Genomic DNA, 25,804 nt, shown 5'->3' with positions numbered 1-25,804 from the left:
CCACCCGCTCAGGCTTCCAGCACGTAGGCGCCGGGCGCGTCCCCGAGCACCGCGTAGCCCGAGGCCGGTGCGCCCATCGCGGGCGGCGGGGCGGGCGGCCCCGACCGCTCGGCGAGCCAGGCGGCCCAGGCGGGCCACCAGGACCCTTCGCACTGCGGCGTCTGCCCGATCCAGGTGTCGGGATCGCGGTAACGGTCGGTCGCCCGCGTGGTGCGGATCCGATGACGGGCCTGCTTCCGCCCCGGCGGCGCGACGATCCCGGCATTGTGGCCGCCGCTGGCGAGGACGAAGGTGACGTCGGTATCGGCGAGGGGGTGGATCTTGAACACCGAACGCCAGGGCGCGACGTGATCGCGCTCCGTGGCCGCCGCGAAGACCGGGACGCGGATGTCGCTGATGGAGACCGGCCGGTCTCCGGCCAGGAAACGCCCCTCCGCGAGATCGTTGTCGAGGAACAGGCCACGCAGATATTCGGCGTGCATCCGCGCCGGCAGGCGCGTCGCGTCCGCGTTCCAGGCCGTCAGGTCTGTCATCGGCTGTCGCCGCCCCAGGAGATAGTCGCGGACGATCCGGGACCAGATCAGGTCGTTCGAACGCAGGAGCTGGAAGGCGCCGGCCATCTGCCGGGCATCGAGGGTGCCCTGGCTGCGCATCAGGCTCTCCAGGAAGCTGATCTGGCTCTCGCCGATGAACAGCGTCAGCTCTCCGGCCTCGGTGAAGTCGAGCTGCGCGGCGAACAGGCTGAGTGAGGCGAGGCGCGCGTCGCCGTCCCGGCTCATCGCGGCGGCCGCGATGGCGAGCAACGTCCCGCCCAGGCAATACCCGGCCGCGTGGATCGGATGGCCGGGAACGATGGCCGAGACGGCCTCGAGGGCCGCCATCACGCCGAGCCGGCGATAATCGTCGAAGGACACGTCCCGGTCCTCCGGACCGGGATTGCGCCAGGAGATCATGAAGACGGTGTGGCCCTGGCCCGTGAGGTACCGGACCAGGGAGTTTTCGGGCGACAGATCGAGGATGTAGAACTTCATGATCCAGGCCGGGACGATCAGCACCGGCTCCGGCCGGACCGCGGTCACGGTGGGGGCGTACTGGATCAGCTCGATCAGCCGGTTGCGGAACACGACCTTGCCGGGCGAGACCGCCACCGCGCCGCCGACCGGGAAGGCGTCGGCGCCGACCGGCTTCAGACCGTCGGCCGCGCGCAGGGCGTCCTCGGCGGCATTGAGCAGGCCCGTGACGAGGTTCGCGCCGCCGGTCCGCACGGTCTCGCCCAGCACGACCGGATTGGTCCAGGGCAGGTTCGAGGGCGCGGCGGCATCGAGGACTTGGCGCGCCGCGAAGGCGACCATGGTCTCGTGGGCGCGGCACACGCCGGGCACGCCGGTCGTGGCGTTGTGCCACCATTGCTGGGTCAGCAGGAACGACTGGCAGGCGAGGCTGAAGGGCCAGACCTGCCAGGCCGGATCGTCGAAGCGGTGGTCCTGGGGCAGCGGATCGATGCACGGCGCAGCGTGACCCTGCAGGACGGCGCTCCGGGCGGCGAACTGCGCGAGGCGCACCTGCTTCCGCAGGAGCTTCATCACCAATGTGGCCTGCTTGCCGGGCGAGAAGGCCGCGTGGATGGCCCAGTCGAACCACGCCTCGGCGAGGGCCGCGGGGGAGAGGCCGGCCGTCATCCGGGCGACGGACGCGTGCACGCTCTGATCGATCGCGCGCCGGACCGGCGCCAGATCGTCCTCGTCCTCGGGGGGATCGGGCCGGGATGCCGGGCTGGGGACCTCCGGGATCGGGCGCAGACGCAATCCGGGCCGCGGCGGCTCAGCGGCCGTCTCGGCCCGGTCTCTCACCTCAGCGTCGAGCATGCACGGTCTCCTGCGACGCCGCGCAGGGTACGGCAGGCGCAGCCGCCCTCCCGTGATTCAGATCAAGGTGCGGCGGACGGCCCCCGGCCGCGGTCCCCCGATGTCACGGGAGGGCGACCGTCTTGCGGAACCGCAGGATCGCCGCGACGACGAACACGGCGCCGATCGCGCTCACCACCACGATGCGGGGCCAGACCGCGTCGAGACCGGCGCCCCGGTAGAGGATCGCCTGTGCGAAGGCCACGAAATGGACCGTGGGGGAGGCCTGGAGGAGCGTGGCGAGCCAGGGCGGCATGCTCTCCAGCGGCGTGTTGCTCCCGGACAGCATGGCGAGCGGCAGGTAGACCAGGAGGTAGATCAGGCCGAGCTGCGGCATCGAGCGCGCGAGGGTGCCCAGGAACAGGCCGATCGCCGTCGCGAAGAACAGGTACGCCGCCGTCCCGACCAGAAACAGCGGGATGGAGCCGATGATCGGCACGTGCAGCAGGCCCCGCACGACGAGGACGAGGGACAGGCCCACGGCCACCAGGATGACGAGGCCGTTGGACCAGACCTTCGCCATGGCGATCTCGAAGGGCGTGACCGGCATCACCAGCAGGTGCTCCAGCGTCCCCCGCTCGCGCTCCCGCACCACCGCCGCACCGGCCAGGATGATGGCCAGCATCGTCACGCTGTTGAGAATCCCCATCACGCTCGTGAACCACGCCGTCTCGGCATTGGGGTTGAAGGCGATGCGCGCGACGAGTGCCACCGGCGCCGGCGCCGGCCCCCCTGCGCGGCTGACGAAGCGGGCGACCTCGTCGGCCACGATCTGCTGCGCGTAGGCTGCGCCGAGGCCGGCCTGCACCATTGCGGTGGCGTCGATGTCGAGCTGGAGCCGGGCTGGCTTCAGACCGAGCAGGTCGGCTTGGAAGCGCGGCGGGATGTCGAGCACGAACGTGTGGGTGCCCGCGTTCAGCGCCGGGACGATGTCCCGTTCGGCGATGGCGACGGGCGGCTTGAAATGGGGGGGCAGGAAGGCCTGCGTGATCTGCCGGGACAGCGTCGAGCGGTCCTCGTCGACGATGGCGATCGCGGCGTTGTGCAGTTCCTGCGAGCTGCTCTGCGCCTGCGCCAGGATGGCGAGGGAGAAGCTGTAGACGACGAGGCCCAGCAGGACGTAGTCGCGCCCGAAGCTGCGCAGCTCCTTGGTCCCGAGCCAGACGATGTTCGCGAGGGTGGCCACGGCGCAGTCCCGTCCGCGATCAGGATTCCTGCCGGGGCATCGCCAGGCAGGCCGCCGCGGTCAGGACGGGGACGAATACAGCCAGGATGGCGAGGCTGCCGGCGAGGTCGGCCCAGCCGAGGCCCTTGGTGAAGGCCCCGAGGCTCACCGGCAGGTAATAGGTCATGGGGAAGAGCCGCCCCAGGATCCGCCCCAGGCCCGACAGGGAGGCCACGGGGACGAGCATCCCGGCGAACATGGTGGCGGGCAGCACGGTCAGGATGGCGGTGCCGAACAGGGCCGCGATCTGGGTCCGCGCGAAGGTCGAGACCAGCATCCCGTAGGCCGTCGTCGCCGTCACGTAGATCAGCGTGCCGACGATCAGGACCGAGGCGCTCCCCTTCAGCGGGACCCCGAAGACGAACTGGGCCAGCAGGACCATCAGCGCGAAATTGACGAGCGCCAAGCCGATATAGGGGAGCTGCTTGCCCAGCAGGAATTCCAGGCGCGTCAGGGGCGTCACGTAGAGATTGGTGATCGAGCCGAGCTCCTTCTCGCGCACCACCGCCAGCGCCATCATGATCGCCGGGATCAGGGCGAGCTGGAGGGCGATCTGCGCCGGCACCATCGCGAAGATGCTGTCGAAATCCTGGTTGTACTTGAAGCGGACCGCGATCTCGGCCTGGGGAGCCGGATCGGCCTTGGCAGGAAATCGCCGCGGATCGGACAGATAGCGCTGGTGCACCCCGGACAGGTAGCCCCGGATGGTCTGCGCGAAGAACGGCCGGGCTCCGTCGATCCAGGCCGCCACCTGCGTCGGCCGCCCGCGGGCCACGTCCCGGCCGAAGCCCGGCGGGATCTCGATCGCGGCCGCGATGTCCCCCCGGGCGAGCCGCCGCTCGAGATCGCCGAACCCCGACAGGGGCGGGGTCTCCACGAAATAGCGCGAGCCGCGCAGGTCCTCGAGATAGGCGCGGCTCGCGTGGCTCCGGTCGTGATCGAGCACCGCGAAGGCGACGCTGTTCACGTCGGTGGAAATGCCGAAGCCGAAGACCAGCATCAGGAAGGTCGTGCCCAGGACCGCGAAGGCGAGGCGGACCCGGTCGCGCGCCAGTTCCAGCGCCTCGCGACGTGCGCAGGCGAGGAGCCGGCGCGGGCTGACCGGGATGATGCCGTCCGTCCGGGGGACGGACGGGGGAAGCCGCGCCTCCGTGATCGCGGGCGTCTGCGGGGGCGCTCCGGTGCCGCCGGCTCCGGCCCGTTCGAGGAGGGTGACGAAGGCGTCCTCCAGGGTGGCGGCCCCGCAACGCGCCACCAGTCCCGCGGGGGTGTCGATGGCCAGGACCCGCCCCGAATCCATCAGCGCGAGGCGGTCGCAGCGTTCGGCCTCGGCCATGAAGTGGGTCGACACGAAGATCGTCACGCCCTGGCGGCGCGCGAGATCGAGCAGGAGAGCCCAGAAGCGGTCGCGTGCCGGCGGATCCACCCCAGAGGTCGGCTCGTCGAGAATGAGGAGTTCGGGCCCGTGGACGACGGCCACCGCCAGGGACAGGCGCTGCCGGATGCCGAGCGGCAGGTCCTCGGCACGCTGATCGACGTGGCGGGCGAGGTCGAACTGCGCGACGAGTTCGGCCACCCGGGCGCGCCTGGCCTCGGGGCTGAGCCGGAACAGGCGGGCATGCAGGGCGAGGTTCTGCCGGACGGTCAGCTCGGCATAGAGCGAGAAGGCCTGCGACATGTAGCCGACCCGTCGGCGCGCCGCGATGCCGCCCGCGGCGACCGGCTGCCCGAACAGGAGCGCCTCGCCCTCGCTCGGCGGCAGGAGGCCGGTCAGGACCTTCATGGTCGTGGTCTTGCCGCAGCCGTTCGAGCCGACGAACCCGAAGATCTCCCCGGGCAGGATGTCGAAGCTGACGCGGTCCACCGCCGTGAAGGCGCCGAACCGCCGTGTCAGGTCGCGGGCGGTGATGATCGGCCGGTCGCGCCCGGGGGCGGCCCTGGGCGGCACCGGCGCCCGGGACGGGGGCGCGTCCGCCTGCGGCAGCAGGGCCGTGAAGGCGGCCTCGACGCCGGCCGCGCCGGTCCGCCGCCGCAGCCCCTCCGGGGAGCCCGTGGCGACCACCCGGCCGTCGTTCATGGCGACGAGCCAGTCGAAGGCCTCCGCCTCCTGCATGTAGGCCGTGGCGACCAGCACCGACATGGCCGGGCGCCGCGCCCGGATGCGCCCGATCAGCTCCCAGAACTGCCGGCGCGAAAGCGGATCGACCCCGGTGGTCGGCTCGTCGAGGATCAGCAGGTCGGGATCGTGGATCAGGGCGCAGCAGAGGCCGAGCTTCTGGCGCATGCCGCCGGACAGCTTCCCGGCCGGGCGGTCCGCAAAGGGCGCGAGCCCCGTGGCGGCCAGGAGTTCGGCGATCCGCGCGTCCCGCTCCGCCGGCTCCTGCCCGAACAGCCGGCCGAAGACGTCGACGTTCTCGCGCACGCTGAGGCTGGCGTAGAGATTGCGCCCGAGTCCCTGTGGCATGTAGGCGATCCGCGGACACGCGGCCGCCCGGTGCCGAGCCTGCGCGATGTCGCCGTCGAGCACCGTGGCGCGGCCCGCCTGAAGCCGCCGGGCCCCCGCGAGAATCGCGAGCAGCGACGACTTCCCGACGCCGTCCGGCCCGATCAGGCCCACGAGCCGGCCGCCGGGGATCGCCAGCGTCACGTCGTCGAGTGCGACGGTCCGGCCGTAGCGGTGGGTGAGATGCTCGACCCGGGCGACGGTGAGATCCGGCGGCCCCATGACGCGTCTCAGGGCGCCGTGGGGATCGGCGCGGGAGCCGGTGCAGCCGGCGGCGGGCTCGGGAGGAGCGAGGCCGGCCAAGCGGCCGTCTCGTCGGTCCGCACATAGGCGATCCCGGGCAACCCGCTGCGGATGAGCCGCTCGCGTCCACGGAGGCGCTCCGGGTCGATCCGCACCCGGATCCGGAACATCAGCTTGTCGCGCTCGTCACGGGTCTCCACGGTCTTCGGCGTGAACTGCGCCTGGCTCGAGACGAAGACCACCCGCGCCGGGATGACATGCCGAGGATAGGCGTCGAGCACGATGCGCGCCTCCGCGCCGATCCGGACACGGCCCGCCTCCGGCGTCGGCAGGTAGACATCCATGCGGACGTCGGCGGCGTCGAGCATCGTGAAGACCTTGCCGCCGGCGCCCAGGACCTCGCCGACATTGGCGACGCGATACTCGATGGGCCCGTCGCGCGGCGCGACGAGGGAATTGTCGGCGATGTTGACCCGGATAAAGGCGGCGCTCTGCGTCTGGGCTTCGAGGGCGTGCCGGGCCGCGCCGACCCGCGCGGCCGCCGCCTCCCGGGCGGCCTGCGCCGCGTCGGCGTTCTTCCGCGCGACCTCCAGCGCATGTTCGCCGCCGCCGAACCGTGCCTCGGCCGCGCTCAGCGCCGCGGCCGCCTCGTCCGCCGCCTGCCGGCGCGTGTCGAGCTGCTCGGCGGACGCGTAGCCCCGCGCCGTGAGATAGGTCGAGCGGCTCAGCTCCTGCTGGGTGAGCTTCACGTGGCTCTGCCGCTCCTGGATGTTGGCGCGGGCCTCCGCGACGGCGCGCTCGGCCTGGCTGACCGCCGCCTGGGTGGCGAGAACCTGGGCCTGCTGCTGGACGAGGGTCCGCTCCGCCTCCTCCACGCCCTTCTGGGCCTGGCGGATCTGCGCCTCCGCCTGGCTCAGCTGCGCCTCCAGATCCCGCGTATCCATCACGGCGACGACCTGCCCGGCCCGCACCAGGTCGCCCTCTTCGACGAGAAGACGCGCGATACGGCCGGCGAACTTGGTCTCGATGTCGATCACGTTCGCTTCGAGCCGGCCATTCCCGGAGGCGAAGCCCGGCGGCAGCAACGGGCGGTGGGCCTTCCACCACCCGTAGCCGCCCCCGGCGAGAATCAGCAGCACGATGGCGGCCGTGAGCCACAGGCCGCGTGATCGCCGATCCGGCCCGGCGGGGGGGCATGGCGCGGGAGACGGGACGCTGGCCCCGGGCGCGGGGACGACCTTGTCACGAAGCACCTCCGCCGTCCGGTTGCGGGCGCTGACGGAGGGCAGGACGGTGTCCACGCTCATGGGGACGCGCCCTCGATCCGTACGGCGCTGTCGGCAGGCGTGGCGGGATGCGTGGCGGGATGCGTGGCGGCGGAATCCTCCGCCCGGGCGTCGTCTGGGCCCGGCAGGACCGTGCCGGTGATCGGCTCGACCCACGTCAGATGGTCGCGCAGGGCGACGACGCCCGGAACGCCGTCGACGGCGGCGCGCACCGCGCCCCTCTCCCGCTCGTCGGCGATCCAGCCGTGGAGCTCGACCGTTCCGTGCCGGACGGCGACCGCGATGGTGGCCTTCGGGATGCAGACGGCTTGGTCGAAGGCCGCGAGGATGTCCTGACGGATCTCGTCATCACTGCGGTGGCCCGCAGTCCCGTCCGCGTCCAAGGCGGCGCCGAGAGCCCGGACGACATCCGCCCGGCTCACGATCCCGACGACGGCGTGCCCGCGCAGGACCGGCACCCGCTTGATCCGAGCCCGTATCAGGGTCTCGACGATCGCCTGCAGGGGCGTGTCCTCCGTCACGGTGGTCACGGGGCTGGACATCACCGCCTCGACCCGCCGGCCGTGGGCGTGGACATAATCCTCGGCGAGCCGGCCGGGGCTGCGCAGATACGCGATCCAGCGCGACATGCGGTGTTCGGTGCCGAGTTCGGCCCGGCGGAGCAGATCGCCCTCCGTCACCATGCCGACGAGCGCGCCCTGCGCATCGATGACCGGCAGGCCGCTGATCTCGGCGTAGAGCATGAGATCGATCGCGCGCCGCAGGGCCGTGTCGGGGCAGACGCTGACGACGGGCGCCGACATGATCTGCCGGGCGCACAGGGGATGCAGCCTCAGGTGCGACCGGTCGCCCGCGGACGGCGACGGGGCATCGGGCCCTGGGGCGTGATCCGGAACGGGGGTGAGCGCTGGCATTCACAACCTCCCCGGCTTGGGATCGGGGCATCGATCAACCGGCATCGGCAGGGCGGCCGGCCACGGAGCAGGGTGCGCAGCCCAACCTTCGGCCCGCCTTGCGCTGGATCAAGCCCGGTCGGACGGAGGGCCCGCCGCGGCCCGGAATCACGTCTGAGCGGGCGTGCCTCGCTCGTCCGGTTTCAGCCGCAGCACCGGTCCCGGCGAGGCCTGCCGGTCCATCACGGACTGGTCGATATCGCGCGCGGCATTCGCGTAGATCTCGAACCGCCGCTGGAGGACGGCCCGCTTGATGCGGTTCTTGCACTTGACCATGGCCGCGCGCGCCTTGTCGGCCCGCCGCCGCAGCTTGAGCGCCAGTTTCTCGTAGGATTTGTCGATGCGGGCGCCGACCCGTTCGGTCTCTTCGCTCAGGTTCGTAGCGAGATCGCGTTTCATGGCTTCACCTCTTCGCAGGTCTGCCATTCATCGCTGTCGGCGCAGCCTGGGCGTTGATCCAGCGCAACGTGCGGGCCGACGGGACGGCGCAACCGCCGGGGTGAGGCGACAGGCGGCGCCCTCCCCCGTGCGGGATCGGGGTCCCGCGCGCAGGCCGGTGCCGCAGGCTTCGGCCCGGCGGGCCGTGAAACGGCGTCAGGCCATCCGTTCGCTGCTGTGGCTCATCCGGCGCGCGACGTAATCCGTGCGGTGCCAATGCTGGCCGAAGATCAGCCATGCCAGCCCGAAGCCGACGCCGCCGGCGGCGAGCAGCGCCGCCACTGCGGCCGGATCGTGGCCGTTGGCCACCCGGCGGCTCAGCGCGTGTTCGTGCGGTCCCAGATGGATCGCCTGCCGCAGCGCTTCGGGGCTCTTCAGGATGTCCTGCAGGGCCCGTCTCACGTGTTCGCCGATGCGGCCGGCAAGCCGCTCATCCGGATGGGCGCCCTCCCCGCCCCGGCCCTCATGCTCGACGACCTCGTGTGCGTGGCTGTCCGTCATAGCGCGTCTCCATGGCTGGCTGCGGGTTCACGGGCGATCCGGTCTGCCGCTGCCCGGCCGTTCCGTCCAGACGAGAGCGACGATGCGGTCCTCGACGGCCCGGATGCGGGGCGCGGACCCGCGGCAAACTCTGCTCGCCCCCGGCCGGCGAGCCTTGATCTAGCGCAACGGCAACCGGGCCAATGACGACGAGCCCGGCGCCGCACGCGGGCCGAGCCTTGCGATAGGTCAATGCGGGGAACCCGGATCGGACTGTGATGCCGTCACACGCTCTACCTCTACGGCGGAGGCGGCCATGCGGTATCCTCTCGTTCTCGGATGTTCGATCGCTCTTGCGGTGGTCTCGTCGGCTCTGGTCCGGGCCGGCGACAGGCCGGATTCGATGGATGTTGCGGCCAACCGAAGCGACTACATCGCCAAGAGCGGTGCGACCGTGCCGAAACCGGACAAGATCGACGTCGACGAGAGCAGCCAGATCCAGCGGCGCACGCCGGAGCAGATCCGCGACGACGCCATCACCCGCGGCATCTGCGTCGGCTGCACTCGGTGATCCTCCGGCCGGGCGCGGACGACCCCGGCGCGGATCGGCCCGAACCGCGGCCCCGCCCCCCTCTCGCGCCGAGCCGGTCCCCTAATAGGTCGCGAACAGCCGCGCCACCGCCTCCGGCTCCGTCGTGACGGTCAGCGCCAGGGCCAGCAGGATCCTGGCCTTCTGCGGGGTGAGGTTGTCGGCGCTGAGGATGCCGCGGGTGCGCAGCCGGGTGGTGAGCGGGACGACGCCGCTGCCGGCCCGGGTCGACATCACCACCACGATCCCGGCGGCAGCCGCCGCCTCCAGGGCCTCGGCCTCGGCCGGCGGGGTCATGCCCGGGGCAAGACCGGCCGCGACGAGGCCGCGCGCGCCCGCCGACAGGAAGGCCCGGACCGCGGTGCCGTCCGCGTCGGCGTAGCCATAGACGATATCGACCCGCGGCAGCGCGGGCAGGCTGCGGATGTCGAAGGGCGTGCCCGGTGCGTGCGCCCGCTCGGAGCGGCGATAGTAGCGGACGCTGTCGCCGTCGACATGGCCGAGCACGCCGAAATCCGGCGTCCGGAACGTCTGAAGCCGGGCCACCGAGGTCTTGGTCACCTCGCGCGCCGCCTGGATCTCGTCGTTGAGCACCACCAGCACGCCGCGCCCGCGGGAGGCCGGCGCCGCGGCGGTGCGGATCGCGGCCACGAGATTGAGCTTGGCGTCGGTGGAGAGGGCGCTCATCGGCCGCTGCGAGCCGACCAGCACCACCGGCAGGTCGATCGTCAGGGTCAGGCTCAGGGCGTAGGCGGTCTCCTCCAGGGTGGCGGTGCCGTGCCCGATGACGATTCCCGCGAGATCCGCATGCTCGGCCGCGAGGCGCTCGCACAGGCGCACGAGGTCGCGCCACTCGGCAAATCCGATCGCCGGGCTCGGGACCGCCTGGAACGGGACCGGCACCACCGTGGCGACGGTGGCGAGTTCCGGGACCGCCTCCAGGATGCCGCCGGCTTCGAGGCGCCGGTCGGTGGCGGTGTAGTCGAGGATGTCGAGGGTGTCGCGCCCGAGGGACGAGATCGTCCCGCCCGTGCCGATGAACGCGACCTTGGGCAATCCGGTCCCCGATCCTGCCGCCATGCCGTGCCTCCCGACCCTGTCCGGTCGCGCGAATGCGATGGCGGAGTGATGCCGCGTCGCGCGGCCGAGGTCGACCCCGGCCGCGCGCAGGCGGGCGATGCGTCGGGCGGGCGGCCCCCTCGGCCGGCCACGCCCGCACCGCCGGCTCAGCTCTGGAAGTCGACCAGAAGGGCCGAGAGGCTGCTGCTGCTGTTGGTGGTGCCGTTGGCGCCATAGCCGGCGCCGACCGACTGGGTGCTCTGGAGCTGCTGCATGAAGGTCGAGAGGAGGTCGTTCGTCGACTGCGTCACCGACGTGGAGGACGAGGTCCCGCTGCCGGTGCTGCCGGAGGCGGCGCTCCCCGGCGGCGGACCGGGCGGGGGGCCGGGCGGTGGACCGTCCGGCCCGGACACGTCGCCGGTGGCGTCCGCGCTCTGAAGGCTCTGGCCGTGGCTGGAAAACAGGTTCTTCAGCTCCGTGGCCTGGTCGGTGGTGAGGCTGCCGCTGCTGACCTGATCGGCGATCAGGCCGTCGATCCTGTCCTTCATGGAGGACGGGTCGAGCTTGGACCGGGTCGTGGTGCTGCCCGAGGCGGAGCTGTCCGACGACAGGCTCGAATCGATGCTGCTCAGGGCGCTGGTCAGCGCCGTCGCGTCGGTGCTGCTGATCGTGCCGGCCGACAGCGCGCTGCTGATCGTGTCGGACATCTGGGTCTTGGGCGACGGAGGCGGCGACCATCGCTGCGCGGAGAGCTGCGATGTCGCGGTGGATGAGACGGTACTCATGAGGGGGCTCGGGTCACGGATGAGCCGGATTCGCCCGGCGGCGGGTCCGTGTGCAAATTACCCACGCGAGTCTTAAGGCCGCGTTTCCGGAACCGCCTGGATCCCCGTCGCGGTGCCGGGTGCAGGGACGGCCCGGAGCCGGGGCGCGACCGGGAACCCCGATCGCTGGATTCAGAGGCTCGCGGCCATGCGCAGCGGCGGCGCCTCGGCCGGGCGCGCCGCGGCCTCGGAATGGCCGTAGAGGCCGCGGTGCTTCGGGTTGGGCGACAGCCGGTCGGTGAGGCCGATCACCGTCTCGGCGGCCCCCAGCAGGAGCGCGCCCTCCGGTGCGAGCTGCGCGGCGAGCCGCGCCAGCACGTCCGACTTCGTCGGCGCGTCGAAGTAGATCAGCACGTTGCGGCAGTAGATCACGTCGAACTGGCCCAGCGAGGCGAAGCTGTGCAGCAGGTTGAGCTGGCGGTAATCCACCATGCTGCGCAGGCTCTGGGCGATCTGCCACTGCTCGCCGACCTGGGTGAAGTACTTGATCAGCCACTGCACCGGCAGGCCGCGCTGAACCTCGAAATGGCTGTAGAGCCCGAGCTTGGCCTTCTCGATCACCTCGGTGGACAGGTCGGTGGCGACGATCTCGACTTGCCAGCCGGCGAGCCGCGGCGCCGCCTCCTGGAGCAGCATGGCCAGCGAGTAGGGCTCCTGCCCGGTGGAGGCCGCCGCGCACCAGATCCGCAGCCGGCGGCGGCTGGCATTGCGCGCCAGCACGTCCGGCAGGAGCGTGTCGCGGAACAGGTCGAAGGGGATCCGGTCGCGGAAGAAGAAGGTCTCGTTCGTGGTCATGGCCTCGACCACGGCCCGCTCGATCGTTCCGTTCTGGGCGAGCTTGAGGGCGCCGATCAGGTCGCCCAGGCTCGCAAGCCCGAAGCGGCGGCAGACCGGGGTCAGCCGACTCTCCACGAGGTAACGCTTCTCCGGCGTCAGCGCGAGGCCGGAGCGCTGCTTCAGGAAGCTGCGCAGGAATTCGAACTCGAGTTCGGTCATGCCGGCTGCCCCGTGATCATGGCGCGGAGCGCCGTCGCGAGTTCGGGCAAGGGCAGCACGGCCTCGGCGAGCCCGGCCCGCGCGACGCTGCCCGGCATGCCCCAGACCGTGCTGGTGGCCTCGTCCTGGGCCAGAACCGGGCCGCCGGCCTCGGTGAGGGCCCGGGCGCCGTTGGTGCCGTCCGAGCCCATGCCGGTGAGGATCACGGTCGCGGTGGCGGCGCCGAACACGACGGCCGCGTCCTTGAACAGGACGTCGACCGCGGGGCGGCAGAAGTTCACCGGCGGGCCGTCGGTGAGCTTGATGATCGGGCCGCCGGCCGCCGCGGCCAGTCCCATGTGGCGGCCGCCCGGGGCCACGTAGATGCGGCCCGGTTCGACCCGCTCGTCGGCCTTGCCCTCGGCTGCGGGCAGCCCGGTACGGGTGGCGAGGTGTTCGGCGAAGACCGCGGTGAAGATCGGCGGCATGTGCTGGACGATCAGGACCGGCAGACGGCGCAGGGCGGCCGAGCCGATTCCCTCCAGCATCTCGCCCACCGCCCGCGGGCCGCCCGTGGAGGAGCCGATCAGCAGGGCCCGGGGCTGGGTCCGGTTGCGGACCTTCGGCCGCAGCGTGAAGGGGGTCGCGGGGCGCGCGGCGGCCGGCGCCGGATGCGCCACGACCGCGGGTGCGTGGTGCCCGACCGCAGGCCCGGCGGGGGCGTGCGGGGTGGCCGGCACATGGCCGAAGGCGGGGCGCCGGCTCCGCGCGCGGGCGGAGCCGAACACGCGGACGCGCTCGATCAGCTCGACCCGGAACGTGTCCGAGGTGGTGACGCCACGGCTGCTCTCGGGCTTGGCGATGTAGTCCACCGCCCCGAGGGCGAGGCATTTCAACGAGATGTCGGCGTTGCGCGTGGTCAGCGTCGACATCATCACGACCTGCACGCTCGGGCTCATGGCCAGCATGCGCGGCAGCGCGGTCGTGCCGTCGAGTTCCGGCATCTCGATGTCGAGCAGGACCACGTCCGGGTCGTGCTTGGCCATCAGCTCGAGGGCGATCCTGCCGTTCGAGGCCGTGCCGACGAGCTCGAATCCGGCCTCGCCGATCCAGCGGGCCACGAGGCCGCGCACCACGGCGGAATCATCGGCCACCAGAACCCGGATCGTGGTGGCGGATGCGGTCGTGCTCGGGGTGGTGGGTGTACGGAGCGGAGCAACCGCGGGACTCAGGGCCATGATGCTTGCCTCGGGTACAGGTCGCGGGTGCAGGGGCGTCGGAGCCGAATCGTGCGGTCAGGCCGCGTCGGCGACGAGACCGACCTGTTCGAGCTTGGCCGTCAGGATGTCGCGGTCGAAGGGCTTCATGATGTATTCGTCGGCCCCCGCCCGGAGGGCGCGGGCGATCGCCCCGACATCGTTCTCGGTGGTGCAGAACAGGACCTTCGGCACGCCCCCGCCCTCGCTCTGGCGCAGGGCCTGGAGGAAGGCGTAGCCGTCCATGTTCGGCATGTTCCAGTCGAGCAGGATCGCGTCCGGCATGCTGGCGGCACAGGCTTCCAGGGCGGCGCTGCCATCCTCGGCCTCGCTGACGTTCATGCCGAGATCCTCGATGATCCGCCGGGCGACCTTCCGGATCACCGCGGAATCGTCCACCACCAGGCAGGTGGTCTCGTGGGGCGCCTTCATCGACCTCTCCCTCAAGCCGCCTTGGCGCCGGCGGGCGTGAAGCCGAGGAGCGCGTCCACGTCGAGGATCACCAGGAGCCGCCCGTCGAGGCGATGGACGCAGGTGGCGAGATCGCGGAAGCGCGGATCCAGGTTGATCGGCACCGCCTCGCGGCTGTCGGCCCCGAGCTTCAGCACCTCGCCGACGCCGTCGACCACCAGCGCGAAGGTCTCGCCGGCCTGCTCCAGGCCGATCGCCATCTTCGGGCTGGCCTTGGTGCCGTCCGCCTGGGCCTCCGCGTCGGGCAGGCCCAGCCGCCGGCGCAGGCTCATGGCCGTCACCACGCGGCCGCGCAGGTTCAAGAGGCCGACGATCTCGGCCGGCGCCAGGGGAACCGGCGTCACGCCCGAGGGGACGAAGACGTCGTGCACCCGCTCGATCGCCAGGCCGAACAGCGTCTCGCCGACATAGACCGTGACGAAGTCGTCGGTGGCGCCGGTCTCGACGCCGTTGGTGGTGGCGCCGCTGGTGTTGGCGTTGGCAGCCTGCATCGGAACTCTCCGGATTCGATCGTCTCGATCGTCTCGATCGTTTTGGGGCGGGCGGCGTGCAGGCTCAGGCGGCTTTCGACACCGTGGCGGCGCCGATCTCGGCCAGCGCCGAGATCAGGCCGCTGCGGTCGAACTTCGCCACGAGGTCGCTGATCGCCAGGGCCCGGGCGCGCTCAACCGCATCGGCGCCGATCGCGCCGCTGAGGCCGATCACCGGGAGCCCGGCGAGGCGCGGCTCGGCCCGGCGCATGGCGGCGACGAGGTCGAAGCCGCTGCGGCCCGGCATCTCCAGATCGGTGACCACGACCTCGATCTGCGGATCGGCCTGGAGGGCCGCCAGCGCCGCGTCCGCGCTCGCCGCGGTGACCACCTGGTAGCCCGCCGCCTTCAGCACCGGGCTCAGCATGTCGCGGAAGAAGGCCGAGTCGTCGACCAGCAGGATCGTGGAGATCTGCTCGGGCCGCTTCAGGCCGCGCGCCCAGTCGTCGTAGGCCAGCGGCAGGAAGTGGGCGATGTTGATGATGTCGGTCGCCCGGCCCCGCAGCACCGCCGAGCCGATCAGGTCCGACCGGTCGGCCGCGATCTCGATGTCGAGGCGCTCCTCGACGATGTCGACGATCTCGTCGACCACGAGGCCCATGGCGCGCTCGCCGTCGGAGAACACCACCAGGGCCTGCGTCCCCTCCGACTTGATGGTGATCGCCGCGTCGGCCGGGACCAGGGGCATCAGGCGCCCGCGATACTGGATCAGCGCGCGGCCGCCGAGCCACTCGACCTTGGCGCACTCGATCTCCTCGAGGCGGGTGACCAGCGACAGCGGCACCGCCTTGAAGCTGCCCTGGCCGCCCTTGAACACCAGGAGCGTGGTCTTGGTGTCGGCCATCTCCACCGCCTCGTCGGCGTCGGCGTCGATGTGGCCGCCGCTGCCCTGGACGCCCTGCGCCACCTGGCGGGCCACGCCGTTGGGATCGACGATCAGCACCACGGCGCCGTCGCCGAGGATCGTGTTGCCGGCAAACATCGGGATGTGCCGCAGCTTCACCGACATCGGCTTCACGACGATCTCCTCCGTGTGGAAGACCTCGTCGACGAGGATGCCGAAGCGCTCGCGCCCGACCTGGGCGACCACCACGAAGCCGGCCTGCTCCGCCTCCCCGCCCGGGCTCGACTGGCCGAGCAGGCCGGTGAGCGAGACGATCGGCAGGAGCCGCTCGCGCAGGCGCAGCACCGGCGCGCCGTTGATGTGCTCGACCCGCTGCGCCCCGGCATCGACCCGCACCAGCTCCAGCACCGCCACCTGCGGCAGGGCGAAGCGGTGCTCGCCGGCCCGCACGATCAGCGCGGCGACGATGGCCAGCGTCAGCGGGATCTTGATGGTGAAGGTCGTGCCGCGCCCCGCCGTCGTGGCGATGTCGATCAGGCCGCCGATGGTCTCGATGTTGGTCTTGACCACGTCCATGCCGACGCCGCGGCCCGAGACCGAGGTCACCGCCGCCGCCGTCGAGAAGCCGGCGTGGAAGATGAACTTGGCGACCTGGGCGTCGGTCATCCGCTCGACATCGGCCTGGGAGGCGAGGCCGCGCTGCACCGCCTTCTGCCGGATCGCCGCGAGGTTCAGGCCCTTGCCGTCGTCGGCGATCTCGATCGTGATCGTGCCGCCCTCGTGGTAGGCGGCGAGCCGGATCGTGCCGCGGGCGGGCTTGCCCGCCGCCACGCGCTCGGCGGTCGATTCGAGGCCGTGATCGGCCGAGTTGCGGACCATGTGGGTCAGCGGATCCTTGATGACCTCAAGGACCTGCCGGTCGAGCTCGGTCTCGTTGCCGACCATCACGAGGTCGATCTGCTTGCCGAGTTCCGCCGAGAGGTCGCGCACCACGCGCGGCAGCTTCTGCCACGCGTTGCCGATCGGCTGCATGCGCGTCTTCATGACGCCTTCCTGCAGCTCGGCGGTGACGTGCGACAGGCGCTGCAGCGGGACCTTGTAGCTCGAATCCTCGTGGCGGCGGGCGATCTCCAGGAGCTGGTTGCGGGTCAGCACCAGCTCCGAGACCATGGTCATCAGGTGCTCGAGCGTGTCGACGTTCACCCGGATCGTCTGATTCTTGGCGGCGGCGGTCGTCTCACCCTCGGCGCCCTCGGCCTTCTCGGCGCGGGCCGGCTCGGGCTTCTCGGCCTCGACCGGCTCGACCCTGGCCTCGGCCTTCGGCGGCGCGCTCGCCGCGGGGGCCGCGGGCGTCGGGGCCGGCGCGGCGGCAAGGGGGGCCGGCGGCGGGAGGAAATCCGATTCGTCGGGACCCGGGGCCGACAGGAAGGCGGCTTCCAGCTCGTCCAGGGTGACCTCGCCGGGCTTCAGCTCGCGGACCACCGGATCGGGCAGCACCGGCTCGGGCGGCGGCGGAGCGACGGCCTGCGGCTCGGGCGCGCCCTCGGCCATGCGCTCCAGGGCGGAGATGAGGTCGTCATCCGAGCCCGAGGGCTCGGTGCCGGTGGCTTCCAGATCGGCCAGGATCGCCTTGAGCCGGTCCAGCGTCAGCAGGATCAGGGTGACGGAATCCGACGTGGCGGGCAGCCCGTCGCGGAAGCGGCCCATCAGGGTTTCCGCAGCATGCGCCAGGGCTTCGAGCCGCGGAAGGCCGAGGAATCCGCAGGTTCCCTTAATCGTGTGCACGAGACGGAAGATGTTTCGCAGAATAGTCTCGTTGTTCGGATCCTGCTCGAATCGAACAAGTTCTGCATCAACCGTGTCGAGATGCTCCCCGCTCTCGGTCAAAAACTCGCGAAGCAGGTCGTCCATAGGCGCTACTCGTTACGCGGAGAAGGTCTCGCGCAACCTACTTACTCGCGCGGGGTTAGGGAAGCGTTTCCATCCCGGCCCCGCGTCTCGGTTTTTCAGAATTTCACGCCAGGGCCGTGTCCGAAGCCTCGCCGTCGGGGTCTTCGGGCGCTCCGATCACTGCGGGGCTCGCGGCGGGCGTGGCGGTGATAGTCACTTCATCACCCTCGATGGCGAATCGCACATCCATGGCGGCGGCCCGCGCCACGAGGCCCGCGTAGAACGGCAGGATGCCGTGCGCGTCGACGGTGCCGCTCTCGGGGCGGCCGGCCATCAGCTCCTCCACGTGGGGCGGGATGCGGGCATGCGAGCCCTTGGCCTTGAGCACCAGCGTGGGCGCCTCGGCATCGCCGGAGACGACGACGTCGATCACGCCGCCCCGGGGAATCGCCGAGGTGGCGACCATCACGAGATTGAGGAGGAGCTTGACCTTGTTCTTCGGGAAGAGGGCCTGGGGGGCGCTCCAGGTCAGCTTGGTCTTCTCGTCGGAGAACATGCCCTTGGCCACGCCCTCGGCGTCGGCGAGGTCGATCGAGGCGCCGGCCGAGCCCGCGGCCCCGAAGGCGATGCGGGCGAATTTCAGCCGCGCCGAGGCCTGCCGGGCGCTCTTGCCGATCAGCTCCAGGGCGAAGGTCCGCATCGATTCGTCCTGGTCGTCCTCCAGGACCTCGAGCCCGTTCACGATCGCGCCGACGGGGCTGATCACGTCGTGGCAGACGCGGGAGCAGAGCAGGGCGGCGAGGTCGAGGCCGTCGAGATGCAGGGTGGGCGAGGTCGGGGAGGACATGGTGCGCTCCGGGCGGGCGGATCTGAGGTGCGGACGTCTGCGGGTCGGGGCCCCGATCGAGGCTGCCGGGTTCCGGCCGCCCGGCTCCCGGGCGCCCAGTCCTCGGCCGCCCCTGTGGCGATCGAGTCGCCCGAGGGGGTCCCGCACGGCCTGCAGGTCGGACCGGGGGCGACGACCGGTCCGCACGGATAGACGCCACGGTCAGCTTTGAAAAGCGTTACCGGATCGGACGGAGGGCGGGGCGGCCCCCGATTCCGGATCCGCATAGCCCAGGATCCGCCCAGCCCAGGATCCGCGCGTCCCTGCGTGCGGGGCCGGACACGGGCGGCCCGGTCGGTTACGATGCCCGTCCCGTCGCGCCAGGGAGGATGCGGCATGAGAGACGAGACCGGTCTCCGGAACGGATCGGCCACGACGCTGCGCGCGAGCCTGAGCCCCCGGCTCGGCCTCGCCGATCCGGACGCCGCGCAGGCCCGGCTCGCCGAGATCGCGCCGGCCCTTCCGGCCGGTTTCCTGACGCCGCCGTGCCGGGACCTGCTCCTCGGCCTCGCGGACCACTCGCCCTTCCTCTGGCGGGCGGCCACCCGGTCGCCGGACCGGCTCGTCGCCCTGCTGGAACAGGCGCCGGACGCGGCCAGCCGGGACATCATCGCCCGGCAGCGCGCGGTCGGCGCGTCCTGCGGGGCGAACCCCGACCTCGGCGAGGTCGGCCGGCGGCTGCGCGCCAACCGGGAGGAACATGCCCTCCTGGTCGCGCTGGCCGATCTCGGCGGCTGCTGGGATCTCGACGCGGTGACCCAGGCCCTGTCGGCCTTCGCGGACGCCTCGGTGAGCGGGGCGGTCGAGGCGCTGCTCCGGCAGGGGATGGCGGCCGGGCGGTTCCGGCCCGCGGATCCGGAGGCGCCGCAGGACGGGTCCGGCCTGATCGTCCTCGGCCTGGGCAAGCTCGGCGGCTGCGAGCTGAACTATTCGAGCGACATCGACCTCGTCGTCTTCTACGAGGCCGGCTCCGCCGCCGCGGCCACCGGCGGCGATCCGAAGCCCTTCTTCGTCAAGCTGGCGCAGGGGCTGGTGAAGCTCCTGGCCGACCGGACCGCGGACGGCTACGTCCACCGCATCGACTACCGGCTGCGGCCGGACCCGGGCTCCACCGCGGTGGCGCTCTCCACCGGCTTCGCCTTCGACTACTACCAGACGCTCGGCCAGAACTGGGAGCGCGCGGCCTTCATCAAGGCCCGACCGATCGCCGGCGACATCCCGGCCGGCGAAGCGTTCCTCGCGGAACTGGCGCCGTTCATCTGGCGCCGGCACTTCGACTTCCCGGCCATCGCCGAGATCCACGCTCTAAAGCGGCAGATCCACATGGTCCGCGGACACGAGACCATCGCGGTCGGCGGCCACGACATCAAGATCGGCCGCGGCGGCATCCGGGAGATCGAGTTCTTCGTTCAGACCCAGCAGCTCGTCTTCGGCGGCCGCAAGCCCGCCCTGCGGGGGCGGCGTACGGTCGCGATGCTGGCCGAACTCGTCGCGCAGGGCTGGATCGACGGGCAGGCCCGGGACGAGCTGCGTGCGGCCTACACGTTCCTGCGCACCCTGGAGCACCGGATCCAGATGATCCGGGACGAGCAGACCCAGCGCCTGCCCACCGGGACCGAGGCGCTGACCGCGCTGGCGCTGTTCGCGGGCTTTTCCGACCTGGCGGCCTTCGAGGCGGCGCTGCTCCACCACGCCGGCCGGGTCCAGGCGCATTACGCCCTGCTGTTCGAGGCCGGGCCGGAGGCCGGCGGGGACGGGGCCCCCCTGGTCTTCGGCGCGAGCGAGCCGGAGCCCGCGACCCTGGCGCGGCTCGGCACCTTCGGGTTCCGGGATCCGCCCCTGGCCTGGGAGACCGTGCAGGGCTGGCATCTCGGGCGCCGCCCGGCCCTGCGGACCGGACGGGCCCGGGAGATCCTCGCCGAGGTGCTCCCGGCGCTGCTGCGGGCGCTCGGCGGAACCGCCGATCCGGACGCGGCGCTCCTCGCCCTCGACCGGGCCTTCGCGCGGATGCCCGCGGTGGCGGAACTCCTCGCCATCCTGCGCTCGCACGAGCGCCTGCGCCTCCTGTTCGCCGACATCCTGGGGACGGCACCCCGCCTCGCCGACACGGTGGGCCTGAGCCCGCACGTCCTCGACACCGTGCTCGACGCAGATTTCGTGACGCCGACCACCGATCCCGATCAGGTCCGCGCGCAGTACCGGGCGCTCCTGGGACAGCCGGCGAGCCACGAGGAGAGCCTCGACCGCTGCCGGGACGCCACGCGGCAGATGACCTTCGTCACCGGCGCCCGCCTCCTGTCGGGCATCCTCACGCCGCGCCAGGCCGGGGAGGCCTACGCGGCGATCGCCGACGCGACGGTGGCGCTGAGCCTGGAGGCGGAGGAGCGCCGGTTCGCCCTGGACCACGGCACGCTGCCCAAGGGACGCTGCTGCATCCTGGCGCTGGGCCGCCTCGGATCCCGGCAGCTCAGCGCGGAATCCGACCTCGACCTCGTCTTCCTCTACGATTTCGACCCGGAGAATCGCACCAGCGACGGCCGGCGCCCCCTCGACGCCGTGGTGGCCTACAACCGGCTGGCGCAACGCGTGTTCGCGGCGCTCACCACGGCCACGCGGCGGGGGCGGCTCTACGCGGTCGACCTGCGGCTGCGGCCCTACGGCAGCCACAGCCCGCCCGCCGTGCAGCTCAGCGGCTTCGCGGCCTATCACGGCGGCGAGGCGGAACTCTGGGAGCACATGGCGCTCGCCCGCGCCCGGGTCGTGGCCGGCGACGCCACCCTGGCGGCCGACGTCACGGCCGCGATCGCCCGGGTGCTCCGGCAACCGCGCGAAACCGCCGCCGTCTGCGCCGAGGCGGGCGCGATGCGGGCCCTGGTCGCCCGGGAGCGGGGCCATGCCGGCCCCTTCGACCTGAAGCTCGCACCGGGCGCGCTGTTCGACCTCGACTTCCTGGCCCAGGCCCTCGTGCTGAGCCGGGCCCGCGACTGGCCCGGCTGCATCGGCCTCGGCGCGGAGGCGCTGTTCCGGGAGGCGGCGGCGCGCGGCCTCCTGCCCGCGGCAACGGGCGAGGCCCTCGCCGAGACCTACGGGTTCCTCGACGCCGTCTATCAGTGGCAGCGACTCGTGATGACCGATCCCGCCGCGGAGCCCTCCGAGACCGCGGCCCGGCAGATCGCCAAGGCCGTGGGCCTTCCGGACGCCCGCAGCCTCGCGGCGGAGCTGCGCCGCCACCGGCGCCGGAGCCAGGCCCTGCTGGCGCGGATCCGGCGGACTTTGCGGATGCCGGGCGCCGCGGATGTCCCGCCGGAGCACGGCTGACGGGGCCGTCCCGGCCCGACAGGCTGGCCGCACACCCGGGAGACACGGTCGACATTGCCGGCGGGCTCGGGCATTCAGGGTCGCCTCCGGAGGGACCATGACGAGCGCGACGACGATCTCGGAACCGGAGCGTGAGCGGATCGCCGCGGCGCTCGCCGAGATCGCCTGCGCGGCGGGCAAGATCCTGCGCCGCTACCATCGGGCCCCCTGCCCCCACGCCCTGAAGCCGGACGGCTCACCGTCGAGCGCCGCCGACACCGAGGCCGAGGACCTGATCGTCGAGGCCCTCGCCGGACGCTTCCCGGGGATCGCGGTCGTGGCCGAGGAGCGCGCCCAGACCGACGCGACGCGGCCGGCCGACCTCTTCTTCCTCGTCGATCCCCTGGACGGCACCCGCGACTTCCTCGCCGGGACGCCGGACTACTCGGTCAACATCGCGCTGGTGTCCGGCGCCCGCCCGGTGGCCGCCGCCCTGGCGGCCCCGGGGCTCGGCCGGGTCTGGTGGGCGGGCGCAGCAACCGTCGAGGGCGCGGTGGTCGCCGGCCGGCCAGGGGCCGGGCGGCCGGTCCACACGCGACCGGCGCCGGAGGCCGGCCTCGTCGCCCTGGGCAGCCGGCGGCACGGCGATCCCGAAACCGCCGCCTGCCTCGCGGCGCTGCCCGTCCTGGAGACGCGCCAGGTCGGATCCGCCCTCAAGTTCGGGCTGATCGCCGCCGGCGAGGCGGACATCTACGTGCGCTGCGGCCCGACCATGGAATGGGATACGGCCGCGGGCGATCACATCGTCGCGGCAGCGGGGGGCTGCGTGGTGGTGCCCGGCGGTGGCCCGATCCGCTACGGGCAGCACGGGCCCGATCATCGCAACGGGCCCTTCGCGGCCCTGGGCGATCCCGCCCTGGCCCCGCGCCTCGCCCTGCCGACCAGCAGGCCGACGGTGCCGCTCAGCGCGGCGCATCCATAGGCGGGACGTCCTGCAGGGCACGCAGGGCCGGCCACGCCGCCTCCGCCTGCCGGACCAGGTCGGGCTCGGCCAGGAACCGGGCGCGGCGCTCGGCATTCCGGAACAGGTAGAGGCGCTCGCCGATCACCGCGAAGACCAGGGGATCGGCATCCACCAGCCGGCCCTCGAGGATTCCGGCAGCGTCGTAGCCCCCGAGGCGCGGGGCGTAGACCGGCGGATCGTCCCGGAAGGCCTCGCGGTTGGCGCCGCTGGCGAAGCGCCAGACCCGGCCGTCCCAGGACAGTTCGAACCGGGCCGCCCCGGCCTGCGGCCCGCCCTCCAGGAAGTAGCTGACGGGGTCGAAGCCGTTGAGCGTCAGCAGCGCGATCCGCGTCTGGGACGGCAGGCCCTCTTCGGCCGCGGCGCGGCGGGGGCCGACCCCCGGCAGAGGGGCCAGCGTGGCCGTCAGCGCGAGGGCCAGCGTGATCGTCAGCGCCGCCCCCGGGATGATCGCCGCGGCCGCGGGGTCAGGACGCGTTAACCACATCTTGCGAATTCCCTCAGAAGCTGGTCCGACTCATCCGCCCGGGTTCGCGGGACGCACGGCCCGGATGGATGGCGGCGCCCCGGCCGATCCGGGGCGCAGGCGCGGCCGCTGCCGGCCCGGCGGGACGAGAGCGGCCCAGGTCCATCGCACGAACCGTTAATCGAACCGGGCGAGGAGACAACGATGATGGCACGAGACGATCGCGGCACCGACCGCCGCACCCTGCTGCGGGCGGGCCTCGGCCTGGCTCTCGGCGCGCCCTTCGGCGCCTCTCTCGCCGGCCTCGCCGCCGCGGAGCCGGCCCGGGCGGCCGGCGAGGACCTCGACACGCCCGAGACCTTCCGCCCCGGCGAGATCGTGGAATCCGGCCACCGGTTCTTCGGCACCGTGTCGCGCGGCCTCGCGCTCACCGTCGAGGAGGCGGGCCGGCGCTGGGGCGAGCCCAACGGCTATATCCTCGGACAGGAGGGCGGCGGCGCCCTGGTGGCGGGCGTCCGCTACGGCGAGGGCACCCTCTACACCCGCAATGCCGGGCAGCGGCGCATCTACTGGCAGGGCCCGTCCCTCGGCTTCGACGTCGGCGGCGACGGCGCGCGCACCATGATGCTGGTCTACAACCTGCCGAACGTGCGCAACCTGTATCGCCGCTTCGCCGGCGTCGACGGCTCGGCCTACCTCGTGGGCGGCTTCGGGATGACCGCGGTGGTCAACGACCGGACCATCGTCGTGCCGATCCGCAGCGGCGTGGGCGCGCGCCTCGGGATCAATGTCGGTTATTTGAAGTTCACCCGTGAGCCGACTTGGAACCCGTTCTGATCAGGAATCCGTTCTGATTGACCGGTGCCGCAGGATTTCACCCCCGCGGCCAACCTGGGCTAGAGTGGACTTGGGTCGGGTTTTCCGGCCGGATGCGCGGACTGCACCCTCGTGATCGAAACGGTGATGATCTTCGCGCTGGGCTTCCTGGCGGCGAGCCTGTGCGGCCTGCTGCTGCTGCCGGCCCTGAATGCGCGTGCCGCACGCCTGGAGCGACGCCGGGCCGAGGCGCGCCTGCCCCTGTCGCCGGCCGAGATCGCGGCGGAGCGCGACTTCCTGCGCGCGCAGTTCGCCGTCCAGCAGCGCCGCCTGGAGCGCCGGGTCGAGACGGTCGAGGCGCGGCGGCAGGCCGACATGGCGGCGATCGGAGCCGGGACGATGCGGGTCGCCGCCCTGGCACGCGATGTCGCGGCCCGCGATGCCGAAATCGCCCAGGTCCAGGCCAAGACCCGGGAGCTCGAGGCCGAACTGGCGATCGCCCGCGAGGACGGCACCGCGAGCCTCGCGACGCTCCAGGCCCTCGAGGACGCCCATGCCGACCTGCTCGACAGCCTCCTGACGCTCCGGCAGGGCACGGCCCCGGCACCGGACGCCGCCGCGCTGGCGGCCGAGCGCGACGATCTGCGCGCCAGCCTGAAGGCGGCCGAGGAGGCTCTGGCCCTGACCCTGGCCGACCGGCAGAACGACCGCTCCGGCGACCGGCAGCCGGACCGGCAACCGGATCGGCAAGCCGGGATCGAGCGGGAGAACGCCGATTTGCGCCGGCGAATCGTCGAGGTCGCCGACGCCCTCACGGGCCCGGGCCGGATGCCCCGCGCCGCCGCGCCGATGCCGCAGCACGAACGGGTTTGAGCGGATCCGCCTCCGAAACGGGGCCTCTACCACCAGAACCGGACCGAAAACCTGCGACGACTGCCTTGTTTCGACCACGCAAAGGCATCATCGCAACGTCGACGCGTCACGCATTCACAACTTCGACAGATGGTACGGATACCCATGCGCCTGAAGCCGATCGCCCTCGCCGTCGCGGCGTCCGTTGTCCTGACGCTGCCGGCGGCGGCGCAGCAGACGAAGCGCGGCAACGAGACCCTGAAGAAGTACTGCACCGGCGATTACCTGACCTACTGCGGCAATCTGGCCCCCGACGATCCGGCCACCGACGCCTGCTTCCAGAAGAACTGGAAGAAGCTGAGCGAGAACTGCCGCCGGGCGATCGACGCCTACGAGGCCGAGCAGCAGCAGAACGCCCCCGCCAAGAACCGGCAGGGTTCGCAGGGCGGCAAGGAGCGGCGGGGCTGACGCCTCTCCGCTGACAATCCTCGGCCGAAAGTCCCCCGAGCGGGCCGTCGGCCGAGGACCGAGCCCGGCCTGTGGCGGGGGCGCGCTCGCGCCGGGGCTCGGCAACGGCTAAGGTAGCGCTCCCGCCGGCCCTCGCGTGCCGGTGCCGAGCCCGCCGGACCCTCGCGCGATGTTGTCGAAACCCGCCCTGAAACTCCTCGCCGTGTCCGGCCTCGTGGCCCTGGCGGTCTCCGCCTGCGGGCGGCGTGGTGCCCTGGAACCGCCGCAGACGGCGGCCCCGGCCGCCGCGCCGGCGAGCGTGGGCGCGGCGACCGGGCGGCGGACGCTGCCGGTCTCCGTCGGCCTCGGCGGGGGCGCCCCGGAGCCGGATGCGGCCTCGGTGCGCGCCGGCGACGAACTCTCCGTGGCGGCAGTGCCGCCGGGCGGCACCGATGCGCCGGTGGAGACCAGCCGCGGCGCGCGGCGGGGCTACCGCGTGCCGAAGGAGCCTTTCATTCTGGATCCGCTGCTGTAGAGGGCTGAGGCCGG

23 protein-coding genes are annotated in these 25,804 nt (G+C 72.4%); 7 read left to right on the top strand and 16 right to left on the bottom strand.

From position 1 onward, the window contains the following. Positions 1–8: 8 nt before the first annotated feature. From A3862_RS11350 to A3862_RS11320, 7 genes are all read right to left on the bottom strand, one after another. Positions 9–1,865: a PHA/PHB synthase family protein gene (locus A3862_RS11350; protein ID WP_111473600.1), complete on the bottom strand. Its 1,857-nt coding sequence runs from the start codon at positions 1,863–1,865 to the stop codon at positions 9–11. A 103-nt stretch (positions 1,866–1,968) separates the two neighbouring features. Continuing rightward, positions 1,969–3,090 carry an ABC transporter permease gene (locus tag A3862_RS11345; protein ID WP_111473599.1) on the bottom strand — a complete coding sequence of 374 codons (1,122 nt, stop codon included), beginning with the start codon at positions 3,088–3,090 and terminating at the stop codon, positions 1,969–1,971. Between the two features lie 19 nt (positions 3,091–3,109). Then, a complete protein-coding gene (gene rbbA / locus A3862_RS11340; RefSeq protein WP_111474337.1) occupies positions 3,110–5,854 on the bottom strand; it encodes a ribosome-associated ATPase/putative transporter RbbA in 2,745 nt (914 codons plus the stop codon). 8 nt (positions 5,855–5,862) lie between these two features. Further along, on the bottom strand, positions 5,863–7,182 hold the full coding sequence (locus A3862_RS11335; protein ID WP_043386900.1) for an HlyD family secretion protein: 1,320 nt from the start codon (positions 7,180–7,182) through the stop codon (positions 5,863–5,865). Beyond that, complete coding sequence (locus tag A3862_RS11330) at positions 7,179–8,075, bottom strand: CBS domain-containing protein (protein ID WP_111473598.1); 897 nt, start codon at positions 8,073–8,075, stop codon at positions 7,179–7,181. The genes A3862_RS11335 and A3862_RS11330 overlap by 4 nt, the downstream gene beginning before the upstream one ends. Positions 8,076–8,222: 147 nt before the next feature. After that, entirely contained in the window at positions 8,223–8,513 is a 291-nt protein-coding gene (locus tag A3862_RS11325; RefSeq protein WP_051044756.1) for a hypothetical protein, read from the bottom strand. Positions 8,514–8,708: 195 nt separating this feature from the next. Continuing rightward, on the bottom strand, positions 8,709–9,053 hold the full coding sequence (locus A3862_RS11320) for a hypothetical protein (RefSeq protein WP_043759339.1): 345 nt from the start codon (positions 9,051–9,053) through the stop codon (positions 8,709–8,711). A 295-nt stretch (positions 9,054–9,348) separates the two neighbouring features. On the opposite strand from A3862_RS11320, the gene A3862_RS11315 reads away from it, so the two are divergent. Then, complete coding sequence (locus A3862_RS11315) at positions 9,349–9,603, top strand: hypothetical protein (protein WP_043386906.1); 255 nt, start codon at positions 9,349–9,351, stop codon at positions 9,601–9,603. 81 nt (positions 9,604–9,684) lie between these two features. Here the strand turns inward: A3862_RS11315 and A3862_RS11310 are convergent, their stop codons facing one another. The 8 genes from A3862_RS11310 to chpT form a co-directional block, all read right to left on the bottom strand. Then, complete coding sequence (locus A3862_RS11310; protein WP_043386909.1) at positions 9,685–10,701, bottom strand: asparaginase; 1,017 nt, start codon at positions 10,699–10,701, stop codon at positions 9,685–9,687. 146 nt (positions 10,702–10,847) lie between these two features. Next, positions 10,848–11,465, bottom strand: a complete 618-nt coding sequence (locus A3862_RS11305; RefSeq protein WP_111473597.1) for a hypothetical protein — start codon at positions 11,463–11,465, stop codon at positions 10,848–10,850. 171 nt (positions 11,466–11,636) lie between these two features. Beyond that, positions 11,637–12,500, bottom strand: coding sequence for a CheR family methyltransferase (locus A3862_RS11300; protein ID WP_043386914.1), 864 nt, complete (start codon positions 12,498–12,500; stop codon positions 11,637–11,639). Continuing rightward, positions 12,497–13,717 (bottom strand): chemotaxis-specific protein-glutamate methyltransferase CheB, encoded by a 1,221-nt coding sequence (cheB, locus tag A3862_RS11295; protein ID WP_043386917.1) that lies wholly within the window; start codon positions 13,715–13,717, stop codon positions 12,497–12,499. Before cheB ends, A3862_RS11300 begins: the two co-directional genes overlap by 4 nt. A gap of 57 nt (positions 13,718–13,774) precedes the next feature. After that, on the bottom strand, positions 13,775–14,167 hold the full coding sequence (locus A3862_RS11290) for a response regulator (protein ID WP_043352407.1): 393 nt from the start codon (positions 14,165–14,167) through the stop codon (positions 13,775–13,777). Between the two features lie 11 nt (positions 14,168–14,178). Next, complete coding sequence (locus A3862_RS11285) at positions 14,179–14,697, bottom strand: chemotaxis protein CheW (protein ID WP_043386919.1); 519 nt, start codon at positions 14,695–14,697, stop codon at positions 14,179–14,181. A gap of 64 nt (positions 14,698–14,761) precedes the next feature. Beyond that, on the bottom strand, positions 14,762–17,491 hold the full coding sequence (locus tag A3862_RS11280) for a hybrid sensor histidine kinase/response regulator (protein ID WP_043352405.1): 2,730 nt from the start codon (positions 17,489–17,491) through the stop codon (positions 14,762–14,764). Between the two features lie 103 nt (positions 17,492–17,594). Continuing rightward, positions 17,595–18,317: a histidine phosphotransferase ChpT gene (gene chpT, locus A3862_RS11275; protein ID WP_043352403.1), complete on the bottom strand. Its 723-nt coding sequence runs from the start codon at positions 18,315–18,317 to the stop codon at positions 17,595–17,597. A gap of 375 nt (positions 18,318–18,692) precedes the next feature. On the opposite strand from chpT, the gene A3862_RS11270 reads away from it, so the two are divergent. Together A3862_RS11270 and A3862_RS11265 are read left to right on the top strand one after the other, a co-directional pair. Further along, positions 18,693–21,674, top strand: a complete 2,982-nt coding sequence (locus A3862_RS11270) for a bifunctional [glutamine synthetase] adenylyltransferase/[glutamine synthetase]-adenylyl-L-tyrosine phosphorylase (RefSeq protein WP_043759341.1) — start codon at positions 18,693–18,695, stop codon at positions 21,672–21,674. Between the two features lie 97 nt (positions 21,675–21,771). Then, positions 21,772–22,635 carry a 3'(2'),5'-bisphosphate nucleotidase CysQ family protein gene (locus tag A3862_RS11265; RefSeq protein WP_043759342.1) on the top strand — a complete coding sequence of 288 codons (864 nt, stop codon included), beginning with the start codon at positions 21,772–21,774 and terminating at the stop codon, positions 22,633–22,635. On the opposite strand, the gene A3862_RS11260 is transcribed toward A3862_RS11265, so the two are convergent. Further along, positions 22,616–23,161 carry a YHS domain-containing (seleno)protein gene (locus tag A3862_RS11260; protein ID WP_043759343.1) on the bottom strand — a complete coding sequence of 182 codons (546 nt, stop codon included), beginning with the start codon at positions 23,159–23,161 and terminating at the stop codon, positions 22,616–22,618. The genes A3862_RS11265 and A3862_RS11260 overlap by 20 nt on opposite strands. A 183-nt stretch (positions 23,162–23,344) precedes the next feature. On the opposite strand from A3862_RS11260, the gene A3862_RS11255 reads away from it, so the two are divergent. From A3862_RS11255 to lptM, 4 genes are all read left to right on the top strand, one after another. Further along, the gene (locus A3862_RS11255) at positions 23,345–23,977 is read left to right on the top strand and encodes a DUF1134 domain-containing protein (protein WP_043386928.1); all 633 of its coding nucleotides are present in this window, start codon (positions 23,345–23,347) and stop codon (positions 23,975–23,977) included. Between the two features lie 111 nt (positions 23,978–24,088). Beyond that, complete coding sequence (locus A3862_RS11250; protein WP_043759344.1) at positions 24,089–24,829, top strand: hypothetical protein; 741 nt, start codon at positions 24,089–24,091, stop codon at positions 24,827–24,829. A gap of 144 nt (positions 24,830–24,973) precedes the next feature. After that, entirely contained in the window at positions 24,974–25,276 is a 303-nt protein-coding gene (locus A3862_RS11245; RefSeq protein WP_043352393.1) for a hypothetical protein, read from the top strand. Positions 25,277–25,445: 169 nt separating this feature from the next. Then, positions 25,446–25,790, top strand: coding sequence for an LPS translocon maturation chaperone LptM (gene lptM / locus A3862_RS11240; RefSeq protein ID WP_043759345.1), 345 nt, complete (start codon positions 25,446–25,448; stop codon positions 25,788–25,790). Positions 25,791–25,804: the final 14 nt, after the last annotated feature.

This window comes from Methylobacterium sp. XJLW (assembly GCF_003254375.1).
Taxonomy (GTDB): domain Bacteria; phylum Pseudomonadota; class Alphaproteobacteria; order Rhizobiales; family Beijerinckiaceae; genus Methylobacterium; species Methylobacterium fujisawaense.
This window is presented reverse-complemented; position numbering and strand designations above follow the sequence as displayed.